The sequence below is a fragment of the Caulobacter sp. GSs2 genome, from assembly GCF_058680895.1.
In genome coordinates this window covers 114,075-127,304 of record NZ_JBZWJL010000002.1, presented here as the reverse complement: position 1 = coordinate 127,304, position 13,230 = coordinate 114,075, and the positions used below count along the sequence as shown (strand labels likewise).

The 13,230-nt window shown below is 58.3% G+C and carries 13 protein-coding genes and 2 pseudogenes; 1 reads left to right on the top strand and 14 read right to left on the bottom strand.

Annotated features, from left to right (window positions below):
* Positions 1 to 15: 15 nt before the first annotated feature.
* The 9 genes from ACW17Z_RS19595 to flgC all read right to left on the bottom strand — a co-directional run bounded on the left by ACW17Z_RS19595 (position 16) and on the right by flgC (position 8,788).
* A complete protein-coding gene (locus tag ACW17Z_RS19595) occupies positions 16 to 405 on the bottom strand; it encodes a hypothetical protein (RefSeq protein WP_492058638.1) in 390 nt (129 codons plus the stop codon).
* Between the two features lie 686 nt (positions 406 to 1,091).
* Positions 1,092 to 2,573, bottom strand: a complete 1,482-nt coding sequence (locus ACW17Z_RS19590) for a Fic family protein (protein WP_492058637.1) — start codon at positions 2,571 to 2,573, stop codon at positions 1,092 to 1,094.
* Between the two features lie 883 nt (positions 2,574 to 3,456).
* Positions 3,457 to 4,590 carry a replication initiator protein A gene (locus ACW17Z_RS19585; protein ID WP_492058635.1) on the bottom strand — a complete coding sequence of 378 codons (1,134 nt, stop codon included), beginning with the start codon at positions 4,588 to 4,590 and terminating at the stop codon, positions 3,457 to 3,459.
* Positions 4,591 to 4,749: 159 nt separating this feature from the next.
* Positions 4,750 to 5,862 carry a ParB/RepB/Spo0J family partition protein gene (locus tag ACW17Z_RS19580; protein WP_492058633.1) on the bottom strand — a complete coding sequence of 371 codons (1,113 nt, stop codon included), beginning with the start codon at positions 5,860 to 5,862 and terminating at the stop codon, positions 4,750 to 4,752.
* 23 nt (positions 5,863 to 5,885) lie between these two features.
* The gene (locus tag ACW17Z_RS19575; protein WP_492058632.1) at positions 5,886 to 7,088 is read right to left on the bottom strand and encodes an AAA family ATPase; all 1,203 of its coding nucleotides are present in this window, start codon (positions 7,086 to 7,088) and stop codon (positions 5,886 to 5,888) included.
* A 124-nt stretch (positions 7,089 to 7,212) separates the two neighbouring features.
* Positions 7,213 to 7,872, bottom strand: a complete 660-nt coding sequence (locus tag ACW17Z_RS19570; protein WP_492058630.1) for a hypothetical protein — start codon at positions 7,870 to 7,872, stop codon at positions 7,213 to 7,215.
* Positions 7,872 to 8,063 (bottom strand): hypothetical protein, encoded by a 192-nt coding sequence (locus tag ACW17Z_RS19565; RefSeq protein ID WP_101714475.1) that lies wholly within the window; start codon positions 8,061 to 8,063, stop codon positions 7,872 to 7,874. The genes ACW17Z_RS19570 and ACW17Z_RS19565 overlap by 1 nt, the downstream gene beginning before the upstream one ends.
* 76 nt (positions 8,064 to 8,139) lie before the next feature.
* Positions 8,140 to 8,346 carry a DUF3768 domain-containing protein gene (locus tag ACW17Z_RS19560; protein WP_492058628.1) on the bottom strand — a complete coding sequence of 69 codons (207 nt, stop codon included), beginning with the start codon at positions 8,344 to 8,346 and terminating at the stop codon, positions 8,140 to 8,142.
* A 25-nt stretch (positions 8,347 to 8,371) separates the two neighbouring features.
* Positions 8,372 to 8,788, bottom strand: coding sequence for a flagellar basal body rod protein FlgC (gene flgC / locus ACW17Z_RS19555; protein WP_492058626.1), 417 nt, complete (start codon positions 8,786 to 8,788; stop codon positions 8,372 to 8,374).
* A gap of 431 nt (positions 8,789 to 9,219) precedes the next feature.
* On the opposite strand from flgC, the gene ACW17Z_RS19550 reads away from it, so the two are divergent.
* Positions 9,220 to 9,687, top strand: a complete 468-nt coding sequence (locus ACW17Z_RS19550) for a DUF305 domain-containing protein (protein WP_492058624.1) — start codon at positions 9,220 to 9,222, stop codon at positions 9,685 to 9,687.
* 78 nt (positions 9,688 to 9,765) lie between these two features.
* Here the strand turns inward: ACW17Z_RS19550 and ACW17Z_RS19545 are convergent.
* From ACW17Z_RS19545 to ACW17Z_RS19525, 5 genes and pseudogenes are all read right to left on the bottom strand, one after another.
* Positions 9,766 to 9,969, bottom strand: a pseudogene (locus ACW17Z_RS19545) (sorbosone dehydrogenase family protein); the annotation flags it as partial.
* A 7-nt stretch (positions 9,970 to 9,976) separates the two neighbouring features.
* Positions 9,977 to 10,975: an alpha/beta fold hydrolase gene (locus tag ACW17Z_RS19540; RefSeq protein WP_492058623.1), complete on the bottom strand. Its 999-nt coding sequence runs from the start codon at positions 10,973 to 10,975 to the stop codon at positions 9,977 to 9,979.
* Between the two features lie 115 nt (positions 10,976 to 11,090).
* Complete coding sequence (locus tag ACW17Z_RS19535) at positions 11,091 to 11,927, bottom strand: sterol desaturase family protein (RefSeq protein ID WP_492058621.1); 837 nt, start codon at positions 11,925 to 11,927, stop codon at positions 11,091 to 11,093.
* A gap of 101 nt (positions 11,928 to 12,028) precedes the next feature.
* Positions 12,029 to 12,799, bottom strand: coding sequence for an AraC family transcriptional regulator (locus ACW17Z_RS19530; protein ID WP_492058619.1), 771 nt, complete (start codon positions 12,797 to 12,799; stop codon positions 12,029 to 12,031).
* Between the two features lie 79 nt (positions 12,800 to 12,878).
* Positions 12,879 to 13,010: pseudogene (locus tag ACW17Z_RS19525) on the bottom strand (ISNCY family transposase); the annotation flags it as partial.
* Between the last annotated feature and the right edge of the window lie 220 nt (positions 13,011 to 13,230).

The following is a 13,230-nucleotide window of genomic DNA, read 5'->3' as shown; positions in this document are numbered from 1 at the left end:
GTCAGCGCGTCTGTTTTACCCTGCTCCGAAGGCCGCGAAAAGGGCCGCTATTCGGGGATCTTCGACAGGCGCTTCTTCTCCAATTGTAGGCGGTCGTTTGCGTGTTTGTCCGAACAGTCCGTCGGCCGCTTGGATGGCTTGTTTCTGGATTTCCCGCGCCCGCTCGGCGCCAACCTGTTGAGACACGACGCCAACAAGCAGCCCTGCTGCGACGAAGGATTGGATCGCGGCCTGCTGCGCGAAGTAGTCCGTGTGGCTAATCCCACGCTCGAAAATCAGCATTTCAAGGTACTGGCCGAGCCCCATGTCGAGGCGGCTCGCATCGGCCCGGAGGCGCGTATTTGCGTTCTCGCTGATCCGAAGATTGAACTGCATCTTCGGGCTGTCATCGACTTCGTATGCCAACGTTTTATCCCTTCCACTTGGAGAACCAAGCAACCCTAAACCATTGAGAGGACTATGAAAACCCCGTGATTTGCAGTTTCTTACTTGGTTTCGCGTGGTAGGGGGTGCAAAATTATGTTGTTAGATTACAAGGCGCTACAAGAACCGCAGGTGTGCATGACGTGCCCTCTCTTTCTTACTCCCGTTTTGCTCCTTCGGGCTGATGGTTCAGGCCGCTCTCCCTGGGAGGTTTTCGACCGGCACCGGCACAAGGTCTCGGCTTACTGAGTAACCGCCCGCCACGGTGGGTCGACGGACCCTCAGGCTCAGATCTAGCGGTGCCGTGAGCGAGCTCTGCTCCGGCAGTTGGCGACGCCTCGCGCATCTTATCCCAGGGAGCAGCGAGGCCTTCAGGCCCCCTCCCCCAACGCAGTGGAAATCGATGGCACCGCGTGAGAAGGCCGGGGATCGAGCAGAGCCCAGAACGCCCCTGCCCTATCACTCGCCCCAGTCACTGCTCTCGACATTGGGGGCTAAGCTGACCCATCCGGCACTCCAGACGATACAAGCCATCGCTGTAGCCGTAGGTCCCTCACGCCAAATCAACGGCGGACCAAACCTCTACCGCCGCCCCGGAATGCCCTGGAGACCACACATCGATCCGACGGAAGCCACCTCGTGCGAGCCTCCTTGCGGACCGGGGAAGTTCACCGAGGGGGTGGTGCTTGCCGTCCAATTTGGGCCGCGAGGAAATCAGCCAATGGCCCAATGTTCTGGTCGACGCTCGCCGTCTCCAGCGCCGCCATGTATGGGGCGCGCAGCTGAACTGGAAGCACGGTCCACGGATAGCCCGCGGCCGCCATCATGACGTTCATCAGGAAGCGACCAGTGCGCCCATTTCCGTCCATGTAGGGGTGGATGTAGACGAAGATGAAGTGACCCAAAACGATGCGCACCGCAGGGTTCGGCTCCTCCTTCAGCAGCTCCAAAAAAGCCGGCATGGCGTCGCGAACGGCGTCAGGATTGAGCGGCACATGGCGCGACCCGCGCAGATAGACCGCAGACGTGCGATAGCCGGCAAGGTTCTCGGGTTTGAGGATGCCGGCGGTGACTCTCGGGGCGAAGAGCTCGCGATACCAACCCCCATGGTCGAGGTCGACGACATCGCCCGGGTTCTGGCCGTCGAGGACCTGGCGGACACTCGCCTTGACCGCCTGGAAGGCCTGCCAGTGGCCGCGCGCGGCCAGGCCGTTTTCAAGGTCCAGATCGGACCTGTCGGTTTCTGGATTCCAGGCGCCGCGCCGCACACGCTCGATCAGCTCGGCGTTGACCTGATAGCCCTCTATGGACAGCGAGTGATATGCGTCAGTGACGTAGGTCTCATCGACCTGACGCAGGTAGGCTTCTGCGGCTTCAGGCTTGCTCGGTGGCTCCGGAAATCGGCCCGGGATGTCGTCGCGCATCTTCTGCCAGAGCATGCGGATTCTCTGCACATAGGGCGATGGATCACGGCGGTAGGGTGAGCGGATTACCTCGTCCCTGAAGGGATCAACCTCGCGCGCCGGGAAGTCGGCAGTTCGCATGGCTGCCAGGATCTCGTCGGCTTCGCGGTCGCGGCCGATGTTGCGAAAGGCTCCGGCCAGACGGCCGGCAATGACCGTGTGCCCGCCCTTCAGCAGCCGCGCCAGTATGGCCGATGCGTCGCGCTGCATCGAGAGAATGGTGCGCGCTTCAGTGGGATGGTTCTCGAAGAAGGACGGCTGCGCAGCGACAAGGGCAGCCTCGATCGTGAAGAGGCGAAGGCCATTCAGAGCCACGCTATCGCCCGGCTCGGGCAAACTGTGAGCCCCCTCGAAAAGCGAGGTCCCATGGATGAACCCTGTGACTTGATTGTTCGCCTTTGCCGCCCGGACCAATAGCTGGGCGGGCACCGAGGTATTGCCCGCTTGCAGAACCAAGGATTGTTCCGGGGTAAGGGCCCACTGATCGCCAAAGCGCTCGGTAAGGTAGTCGCGGCAGAAATCCCAGAACGACGTGTACCACGCGGTGCTTTCGCCGGAATCAGCGCCGGGCCGGGCTGGAATGTACCAGCCCTTGATCACCTCCTGCAGGAAGCCATGTTTCGTGAGAAGATCACGGCTCGTGCGGGTCAGATCCCACGGCCGGATCGCAGCGCGGCCGTTTGCCATGACCCGAAGATCAGCGATGACGCTACTGAAATTCTGGCGGCGGCGGATGCCGCATCTCGCAGATCGCCGAAAGTGCCGATTTCAGCGCTATAGGGCCACACTGGCGGCCCAGGTGTCCACTGGTCAAAAGGTTTACTTCGAGCGCCTGAGCGCGCCCTGCAGGGCTTCTGCGGCGATGCCCTGTTGGACTGTCCGCTAAACCCGGCCATTGACGCCCCTTTGCTGCCGGACTTTGCGCTTTGGGTGAACTTGGCTTTCGTCCTGGGCCCCGGGCTTGGGTGAGACCCTCAGCTCCATGTGCACGTCCAGTTGGATCGGATCGGCCTTTGGAGTGTTGTGCCGGCCAATTCACGGCCAAACCGCCCTCGCCGTCCTCGGTAGTTGTTTCAATGACCTGTGTCTCCTGGACGGTAGCCGTGCGCGAGGGTTGCTCGTCTTGCCTTCCTTCACCCAAATTCAAATTCAACATCTCGCTCGTTAGAGAGTTTCAATAGAATAAGTTACAGGGTTAAAGGTTGGAAATTCGCTGCATCTATCTGATATAATTGGATAAAACGGTCAACAGCGTTCCCGGAGTGTCGGCAATCCGTTCCTGATGTGTCGTGTGGTGCGTTCCTGATGTGCCGTGGATTGGTTCCTGATGTGACGTTTGGCGTTCCCGATGTGTCGATCGGCGGGCTTTTGCGTCAGATCGAACGCTGAGACCGACTCCCATTGAATCTCTTTGACCGTTCTTGTGGCCCGGAAGGTTCAAATGGACGGGCCACATTGCCGGCAATGATGCTGCCTGGATCCGACGCGTGCGCGGACACGACATATCGGGAACGTTCTGAGAGGCCGGCAGCGCCCTCCCCTGCTCCACTCGGCTGAACTCTAGGGCCGATCAACCGCGAAGCTGGTAGCGGTTCTTTTCATGATAGCGCCGGACAAAGCCGATGAAGGCACTTTGATAGCGGTCGGGGACGCGATCTGCGTGCTCGCGGATCCAGGCCTGGAACTCGTGATGCAGCGAGTAGAAGTCCCAGCCTTGGTAGTTCGCTCTCAGATGGGCGAGCGTTTCGTCGGTCAGATAGCCCCTCGGTTCCAGATCGCGTTTCTGGTCTGCCGGACGCTGCTGAACGGCGGCAGGGGCTGTCTTCGATTTGGCTGGTGCGGACGCGGCGATTGGTGCGGCCTTGGTCGAGGGCCGGCGGCGGATGCGCAGCAAGGGCTCTCGAGAGGTTACCGCCTCTTCGAAGGCTAGTTCATAACCCGGGATCGCGTTCGTACGAACGAGCGCGGCCATTTCAAATTTGAAGCGGCGATACTGTCCTTCAGCCCCGGATTTTTCGAACAGCGTCGGCAGGGCGATCGCGAAGCCCTCCTCCCCTGCCCCGCCGGCGTGCTTGCGCGCGACCTTGTAGAGCCAGCGCTCGCGGCCGCCGGTGATCGAAAAATAGGATCGGTCGATGGAAAGAACCCCGCCCGTCATCATCACCCCGTCGTAGAACCAGCTGGACAGGGCGATCGATACGCCGCGCGACCGATCGCTCTTTTCGTCGATCAACTGGCTCCAGCTATCGAGCCAGGAAAAGGTCGCCTCGCGTCTTTGTTCGGCGCGGATGTTGGTCTTGATTGTCGTCGACTGGAGGCGGTCCAAGGCTGCTCCCAGGAGCTCGTAGGAGCGACCGGTGACGGGCCTGCCGATGCTGCGCAGTATGTCGTAGGGCATGACCTTCAGGACGCGTGGGATGTCATTGACCCGGCGCTCCTTGAGATCGTTGAGGACGCTGGCGCAGTAGATGAGAACATCCGCGTCCCAGATCGTTGCCATGCCATAGTCGGGGTTGGCCGAAACGTGGACCCAGACCTTGCCGTCGGGCGACTTGTAGTCGATGGGCTTGGTGCGCTTGGACTTGGACAGGCTGAAGAACGGCCGCTCCATCATCTCGCGCTGATCACGCAGATTCAGATCTGCCAGATAGGGCAGGAAGAGATCGATCTGCTCGCTGCTTTGACTGGGCGGGGTAGAGGCCATGATCCTTGCCCTAACTGGGTGACCGCTCGGCAAGCTCGAGGCGGACTAAGTGTTTCCCCGGGGAAACAGACCCCTACGGGTCCTGTTGTCCGAGGGGAGGGGGCTGGATGGCGTTCTGGGTGTTTCCCCGGGGAAACAGCCCAACGGCCCAGCCAGACCCTAACCCGCGACCGACCTGCCTTGCTCGCGAAGTTGAACCAGAGCTCGCTCAACCAAGCTCGCCAGCTCCGCCTCGCTCGCCCCCGAACCAGCGTGAATGCGAATAGTCGCACCGTTTCGATTGGCCGATAGGACCGATACCGCCAAGCGACCATGCACCGAGTCGCCGGTAAAGAGCGACTCCTGCACCGGACCTGGAGTCTGAGCGGCTTTCAAAAGCGTGGCGGCGACGTCACTTGCCGAAACGGCTTCTAGGCCTTGGGTGCGCAGTGCGTCCTGTTCCTTGGCAAGGCGTGCGGCCTCTTTCTGCATCCGCTTAAGTCCGGCGGGATCGTCACCCAAAAGCGTCTTGATCCTTTGAGCCAGCGGGTAGCAAGTCTTCAGCTGGATATCTGCAAGGCTAGCAAACGCCGAGACGGCCCAATCGGGCATGTCGGCGACGGAGATCATCTTTGACAGCCAGCCCTTGGAAAGGTTGAGCCGCTCGGCCATCCGGTTTTGGCGATCGCCGTAGTAGCTCTTGAGGGCATCGCGATAGTTCCGCGCCCGCTCGAAATCCGAAACATCCTTGCGAGCCCGGTTTTCCAAGTCTGCCAGGCGGAACGCGCTTTCGTCGTCCATCGACTGGACTTGGGCCAGCAGCTGCATGTCCGGATAGCTGTTGGTGCGCAGCCAGCTAATGGACCAGTGCCGCCGGGTTCCTGCGATCAGTTCATAGTCGTGCGCAGCGTCGTCAGCGATCCGCCGCACCACGACCGGTACCTTCTGACCGCCTTCGGCGAGGATGGAATCGATCAAATCCCTGCAGACCGCCTCGTTGAGGCTTGCCTGGTGCCGTGCATTTCCAGACCAAATCCGGACACGGGCCGGATCAAGCAGCAGCTGGGTGATCTGCTTGACCTCACCAGCCGCGATCCTGGCAAGTGCGGACTCGCGCGCTAGCAACGTCATCCCAGGCCCCCCGCGCGAGGAGGGGAGGGGAGGGGAGGTAGCCTCTGCCGCTTCGGAGGATTTGGTCTCAACCGAAGTCGGCGAAAGATCCGCAGTAGGCGCAGGCGGCTTGGCAGGCTCGCTCAGCAAAGAATTGAGATAGTCGGACTGGCGCTTGGACATGGCAGTTTCTCCGGCGCTCCAACCTAGACCGAAAACTGAATCGGGCTGGCCGCCGGTGCGGCCCTGCCCCAGCGACGACGGATGAGTTGCTCCACCTGAGCAAAGGCCTCATCCAGATTGGATCGGCACCGCTTGTGCGTCCTCGGCGTGCCGATGGGCTTATCCAGCTCGTAGATGGTCATCATTCGAAGCGCGGCATGGCTGATCTCGGCAGACTCCAGGATCGGGACCGGCAAGAGTGCAGGCCCAAAGGCCTGGTCCATTACCCGCTGCACCATGTCGTGGCTGGGATCGTTGGCATTGAACTTCGAGCAAATCAGCCGGCAGAAATCGAACTCGACATCGATCCCCGCCGAGGAGAGCTGACCGATCACCTGGTCCATCATCGAGAGAAACTGAACCGTCGAGCAGAAGTCCGGGGTCGTGGCCGCAAGCGGAACCAGCAGTGCATTGGCCGCCTGCATCACCGCCAGGGAGATCGTACCCAGGGCTGGTGGTGGATCGAGCAACACGACATCGTAGTTCTGAGCCAATTCAAAAAGGCCCTCCCGTAGCTTGCGGAACCGCGATGCCAATACGCCGCCGCCGCCCGTTCCGGCCGCAGCCAACTCATACTCGACGTCAAACATCTGCAGGTTTGACGGAATGAGATCGACATTGGGCCAGATCGTCCGCTTGACCGCATAGGTCAGGTCGTCCTGGGTGGGTTCGATGGACAGGTAGGGATAGAGAGTTTCCTCCCGCCGGATGGCGAAATGGGGATTGAAACCAAACAGCGTCGTTGTGGTGGCCTGGCTGTCGCAGTCGACGACCAGCACCCTGTAGCCCGCGACCGCCAGATAGTGGGCAAGGTGGGTCGTGACGGTGGACTTGCCGACGCCGCCCTTGAAGTTCTGGACAGTGATGATGGCAGGCGGATCGTCCGGGCCTCGCCTAGGGGAGGCGCCCAGCACCTCACGCATGTTAAGCAGGGCAGGGATGTCATAGCCGACGCGGCGCCCGCTATCCGACTCTGGCGGTGGCGGGAGCCGGCCGTCCTGCTCAGCCATCCGGATACGGTTGGTGGAACAGCCAAGAAGCTCTGCAGTCTCGGCGATGCCGATTCGGACATTAAGGCCCTTGGTTTCATTGGGCAGGAAGGCTGTGCGCCTCAGGCGCTCGACCATCTGTTCTCCAGCAAGAGCCAATTGGCCAATTCTGACAGCTTCGCTTACGGCCGAATTCATTTGGCATCACCCTCGTCCAACGACATGCTGTTGCCGCTCACCCGCGCGCATTGAATGAAATTAGCAGCGTGAGAAGCTGTATACATTCAAATGCGCAAACTAGGTTAACGAAGCGTGAAGGTCACTACGTCCTGACAGCTCCGGCCTCATCACCGCCGAACTCTAAAGCCCTGAGGCGTCGGCCAAAGGTGTTGCCGGACGGGAAGTTGCACATCCTGGAAAGCGTTCGGGCAGGGCAGAAGGTTTCCAGGCTGGCCGCGGTTTGAAATCTCGCCCAAATCCCATCGGGCCGAGCGGCACTAGCGCTTTTGCAGGCTTGGCCTTCCACTTGCTGACCTCGACGATCGTGCGGCCGGCATCGCAAATGCTCGGCCACTTGGCTGCCGGCCTTGTCCAGCAAGCGAGCCTGCGCATCAGCGTTGTGGGCCATGGCGCTACCGCCGACGGCCGCACCGAAGGCCGCGAACTGCTTTTCCATCCAGGGGCCGATCTGCTCGGGCGGCGCGAACGGAGTGGGTCCGCGACCCGTCGTATAGGTTCGCTCCTGCCCGGCCCACGCATAGAGGTCCTGAAAGAGGTGGTGGTGGATCGCCTTGAACCCGGCGTAGGTCGGCTCGGAGGCCCGCGCGGGCATGCCTTCTTCGATCCGCGTATCGGTGAAAAGACGCCCAGCCGCATCGAGCGAGGCCGCGTCGCGCAGGCCAAGCTCGTTTACGAGCACGCGTCTGTCTGGGTAGAAAACCCGCTCGAACGCAGCGCGCTCGGCCGCCTTTCGGTCGCTCACTAAGCCTTCTGGGCGAAGTAGCCGCGCAAGGCGTCGCGCTTTTGAGCAGGGGTTTTGCCCTCGGCGTCCAGGCGCGCCATCAGCTGGTCGGCCTGCGGATCGCGACGCACGCCCTCGATGTCGTTGCTGGCGCTCATCTGCTCGCGGCGCCAAGCCACGTCCGCGGGGTCGGATGAGGACCAACGGCCCATGGCGAAGCTCCTTCGAACGCCCTCAATATAGCATCGGGCAGGGGAGCGGGCCAGTCCAGGAGACTGGCCCGCCCGGTCAATACTCGCTGGCCAGCATGATGGTCAGAACGCGGCGGGACAGCTGGGTGCTCCACTTGACAGGTGAGTGCTCATCGCGGCCCGGATGATAGTAGTCGATCTTCCAAAACAGCTGCTCGCCCCAAAGCTCTAACGCCCCGAAATCGCGCTCGCCGTAAGGATCGTCGCCGGCGTCGAAATGGGAAAACCTGGCCAGAGCGCGCACCAGGGTGATCAGGTCGCAGAATGCTCTAGGATTTCAGGATATCCAGTGTCCGTTTTTCCATGGCGTCGAGGTTTTCGAGCATGTTCAAATTGGCGGAATAGGCGCGTTGCGCGTCCTTCATATCCAGCCCCTCGATCATGCCCGAAACATTGGGCTCCTTGACGTACCCTTCAGGATTAGCAGCTGGATTGCCTGGTTCGTAGACCAGAGGAAAGGCCCTCGGGTCGGGCTTGGTCGCGACCATCGCCACACCTTCGGCGCCATCTTCGGTCTTGGCGGGCGCGAAGACTGGGGCCTGCCTGCGATAGGGGTCGGAGCCTGGCGTGCGACCGGTTGAGGCCTGATTGGCGATGTTTTCCGCGATCACCCTCATGCGCGCCTGCTGCGCGTGCAGAGCCGAAACCGCCACGCCAGCCGCGCCTTTGCCTGGTATCTTGACCAACGCTGAGCCTCCGGAGCTCTGTGCGAGCTGCTCCAGTGCTTACGTGCGTCGTCAGGGCAAACCCTCAAGCCTCTCAAGCCAATCCTGTGCCCAGTGTACAGCAGTGGTATGTTGTCATCAATAGTCCCCAAGGTTGACTATTGCCGCTATGTCCGCAGTTTCGCTCACGTCTGGCTCAAAATTCTCAGATCACCTTTCTGCGACCGCGGTACGCAGGTGAGATCTGCGCCTTTGTTTTCCCACAACAAGCGCACCTACGCCGGCTGCGCCCGCTTTTCGGCCAACGCGTGGTCTCTTCCGTATCGGCTACGGTCATTGAACCCTGCCTCATGATGCGGCGTTGTAGTTGCAAGTTCTACAGCGAAGCCACAAACGTGAAATTGAGCTCGAAAGGAGAGGGACGTGCAGATGGAACACAAAAAGGGGGGGCAATGGATCGCCCGATGATGCAGCATCACTACAGGATGCTGGCGCTCAATCTCGTCTTGAGCCTCGTCATCATGTATATCGCAATGTTCGCGATGATCTCGAGTTCGGGTGACTTCGTTCAGAACATAAACTTCTTCTACATGGCGCTAGTGATGTGGGCGCCGATGGCAGCGGTTATGCTGTTGACGATGAAGTCGATGTACCAAAACCCCAAGCTTAACCTTCTACTTTACGTGGTCTTCGCCGCCGTGTTCGCGCTCTCTTTGGCAGGAATTCGAACGCAGGGGTTTGTGGGAGACCGGCAGTTCGTTCGCTCGATGATACCCCACCATTCAGGTGCGATTCTGATGTGCGGCCAGGCGCAGATCAAGGATACTGAAATCCGCGAGCTTTGTTTTGGCCCTAAAGGGATCGTGGAATCCCAGAAGCGTGAAATCGCGCAGATGAAGGCCATTCTGAAGCGCCTTTAATCTCACGCGCCCAGCTGCTCTTGCTTTTCCGCCTCACCGATCCGTACGAGCTCAGCTCTCGCTGCGTCGGGAGAGAGACTAATGTAACGCCGGCTCCTGAGCGGCTGGGATCACGCGCCATATGACGCCGCCGACATCGTCGGCGACAAGAAGGGCCCCACGTTTATCGACGACCACCCCGACTGGCCTACCCTGGATCTTGCCTTCGGCGTTTAGAAAGCCGGATAGTAACATCTGCGGCGCTTGGGGGTGTCCCGCGATGAAGGGGATGAATACCACCTGTCACCACTTATGGCGCAGATCGAGACACGTCGGTGCCGTAAGATGTTTCAATCGAAGAAAAGAACTCGGCCATAGACCTCCCAATCAAATCGGGCTCTTCTTGAATCACCCAATGCGTTCCTGTGTCGAGTTCGCTTACTCGGCCATTGTCAAGAAAACGGATATTCCGTCGCGCCAAATCAACAGGTGTAAACACGTCGTCAGCGGCGATAATCATCATGGTTGGTGTTGATATTCGCCCAGCGCCGACATTCATTTTGAAATTCCTGTTGGCACGATACCATTTGCCCATACTGTTTATTGCACCGTCATTGTCCCATGCCGATCGGTACTGATTAAGGTCCGCGTCGGGAAAGGTGTTAGGAAGGGACGTCGCGCGCAGCGTCTTTTCAAGCAGGGACCAATTTCCCAAACGCCCTACATATCCCGGCACCGATGGTATCTGCAGAAATGTCGCGTACCAGTCGATCTCATCTTCCTTCGGTTCATAGTCGGTTGCCGCAAGAGGATGTTCCTTGTTGATGATAACTGCCTTCTCCACCCTTTCCGGATGCAAAAGTAGCGTCCACCAAGCAACCTGACCGCCGAAATCGTGGCCAGCTAGAAAGAACTTTTCGTAACCAAGCGCATCTGCAAGGCCCACGACGTCACCAGCCAGCTTGTCGAGTCTATAAGCCGCCACATCAGCTGGTTTATCGGAATAGTTGTATCCTCGCTGATCCGGCGCGATGACACGGAATCCTGCCTTCGCCAATACCGCCATCGGACCGCGCCAAGCATACCAAAATTCCGGATAACCGTGCAGCAAGATTACCGGATAGCCATCGACCGGTCCCGCAAATACGACATGCAACGACACTTCTCCGACGTTAACCATTCTACTTTCAAAATCGACGCCAAATTGTTGTTCCGCTGCCGCGACAGAATCTCTCCGCGCCTGGTTTCCAGACATGTGTCCGCCAATTAGACCAACCGACAGAAGTGCAATTGTACAGAAGTAGGCCATTTTCCTTCTCATAACAGCACTCCACAATCTGATTGAAAGCGTCGCTTTAACGCTGGAGCATTTCACCGATCCATTTGGATCGGAAAATGCTCCAGGTGCGCGCCAAGATATCCTGTTATCGAAACGGCTGAATGAGTTGGCGTAGATAGCCGACTGGGTAATCCGGCTGGTCTCCTATTCCAAGGTCGTCGGATACGATAGTTCTTCTCTTGTCATAATAGGCAGTGCCAAGACAGTAGTCGGTCAAACTCGTAAAGAGCCCGAAATTGACATCTCCCTCTTCTGCCGTTTTGAGATGATGGAATCGATGGACAACGTTGATCGCAAGCACATATTTCAACGGGCCGGTGAAATAGGCGACGTTCGAATGCTGCAGTAGCAATTGTAATATTACAGCGACGATGAGCAGAGACAGTGCATCCTGAGAAATACCCATTAATAGCAGCGGCGACACGCCCGCCAGAGTTTCAATGAACTGATGCAACGGATGTTTCATCAGTCCGTTAAACCCGTACATGCGCTTTATGCTGTGGTGCACGGCATGGAGACGCCACAAAACCTGAATTCTGTGACTGGCGAAATGAGCCAACGTTATGCCCACATCTGCAATTAGGATTGCCATCAACAACTGTTGCCACAATGGAAGCGCATGCGGCCATATTGATGGGAGGCTGATAAAAGTCGCTAAAAGCGGTACGCTCAAAACACCCAAAACATTGAAGGTTTCATTGACTAAAGCATGAAAAAAGTCGCGCACGCGGTCGCCGCGGGACTCATTGAACGCGGCGTCATAAGGAACAGCACGCTCCAGCACAAAAGCCAGCGTGATGAAGGCTGAAATGAGAAGGAACAGCCAGCCTTTTGAATGACCGGATTGAACAATGAAGATCGCGATTCCATTTCCAACGATCAAAAAGAACGGCAGATAGAAAAGCCGTATTAGAAATTTCATGACGAGTTCTCCTCGCAAATAGGGTCGACGACATCGCCGACAGCGATTCAGTTCGCTATGAATGCGTGGAAAACGCGAGACGCGCATGAATGTAGGGGCTATCAGGCGCGCTTTCTCGTCGTAACATTTGCCTTTTTATTCAGTTCGTTTGGCGACAAACCGAAAGTGCGTTTGAATGTGCGCGACAAATGAGAGGCATCTGCAAAGCCAGCGATATGCGCCGCACGCGTCAAAGAACTGTCGTTGGCAAGACTTTGAATGGCGCGCTGCAGTTTTGTCCACAAAAGGTAACTTTTGAGCGGCATACCTATCTGAGCGCTGAATAGGTGTCGGAAACGGCCCATCGAGAGGCCAGCCGCACGTGCCGCCTGATTCAGGAATATACTTACGTTTTCAGAATCATCGATATATTCAAGAAATCTTTCTATGCGTGGATCTATAGCGGAAATTGCTTCTTGTGCAGGATTTTCAGGCCAGATCAACTGAGTGAGCTCGAAACCAAACTCTTTCGATTTTGAGGCAGGGTCGGTGGCGAGTGCTTGTTCGAGCGCCCTTGCCTGAGCAGGGGAAGGATTAAGCACCTCCAGCTCTTCAGCACGCAAATTCTCATAGCGTTTTCTAACGAGACCGGGATCGATGTAGAGAATTTTCGCCGTCTGACTGGGTGCCGAAAGACGATGGCTTATGTTTGAGCCGATCACCAGAATGCCCTCTGCGTTCAGTTTTTGCCCCTGCGTCTCGATACGAAGGGGACTCGTAAAGGGAAAACAAATCTGAACTGCGTAATGCTGGTGAAACTCTGTGTGACCGACGGGCCCATCATAGTAGACCCACCCTAGGCCGATGGTCATATCTCCCGCCCAGTTGTTCATTTGTTGTTCCTAGAAGAGGTGACGCCACAGAACGGGCAGAAAACAGCGCTAAGCGGACAAATGGTGAAAACTAGGCGGCGAGGCGCTTCTCCTTGACCAGTCGGCCCTGCAGCGTCTTGTTGGCGCGCTCGACGCGGCCCTTGGCCTAGCTGAAGTTGGCGCAAATGATCTCGATGTTCAATGCGTGCAGCGCGCGGCCAAACTGGGTCATCACCACCGGCTCGGGGTTGTTGCGATACTGGTCGATGGCGACATAGGCCGTGCAGAGCGCGGCGACGGAAAACCAGCCCAGCAGAAAGTAGTCAATCGGTTGGATCAGCATCGGTGCTTCCTGCCGCAATAAAGATTCCAATGATTGGAAGGATGCCGGTCCGACAAGATCCGTCGGACTTGACCATCGACATGACAACGGCGAATGGACGGTCGAGGTT

Bases quoted from the DNA above. Each gene is read 5' to 3' on its own strand.
- ACW17Z_RS19540 (WP_492058623.1), bottom strand. From the start codon at position 10,975: ATGGCCTACTTCTGTACAATTGCACTTCTGTCGGTTGGTCTAATTGGC.
- ACW17Z_RS19530 (WP_492058619.1), bottom strand. From the start codon at position 12,799: ATGAACAACTGGGCGGGAGATATGACCATCGGCCTAGGGTGGGTCTAC.
- ACW17Z_RS19565 (WP_101714475.1), bottom strand. From the start codon at position 8,063: ATGGGCCGTTGGTCCTCATCCGACCCCGCGGACGTGGCTTGGCGCCGC.
- ACW17Z_RS19585 (WP_492058635.1), bottom strand. From the start codon at position 4,590: ATGGCCTCTACCCCGCCCAGTCAAAGCAGCGAGCAGATCGATCTCTTC.
- ACW17Z_RS19580 (WP_492058633.1), bottom strand. From the start codon at position 5,862: ATGTCCAAGCGCCAGTCCGACTATCTCAATTCTTTGCTGAGCGAGCCT.
- ACW17Z_RS19550 (WP_492058624.1), top strand. From the start codon at position 9,220: ATGGATCGCCCGATGATGCAGCATCACTACAGGATGCTGGCGCTCAAT.
- ACW17Z_RS19590 (WP_492058637.1), bottom strand. From the start codon at position 2,573: ATGGCAAACGGCCGCGCTGCGATCCGGCCGTGGGATCTGACCCGCACG.
- ACW17Z_RS19535 (WP_492058621.1), bottom strand. From the start codon at position 11,927: ATGAAATTTCTAATACGGCTTTTCTATCTGCCGTTCTTTTTGATCGTT.
- ACW17Z_RS19575 (WP_492058632.1), bottom strand. From the start codon at position 7,088: ATGAATTCGGCCGTAAGCGAAGCTGTCAGAATTGGCCAATTGGCTCTT.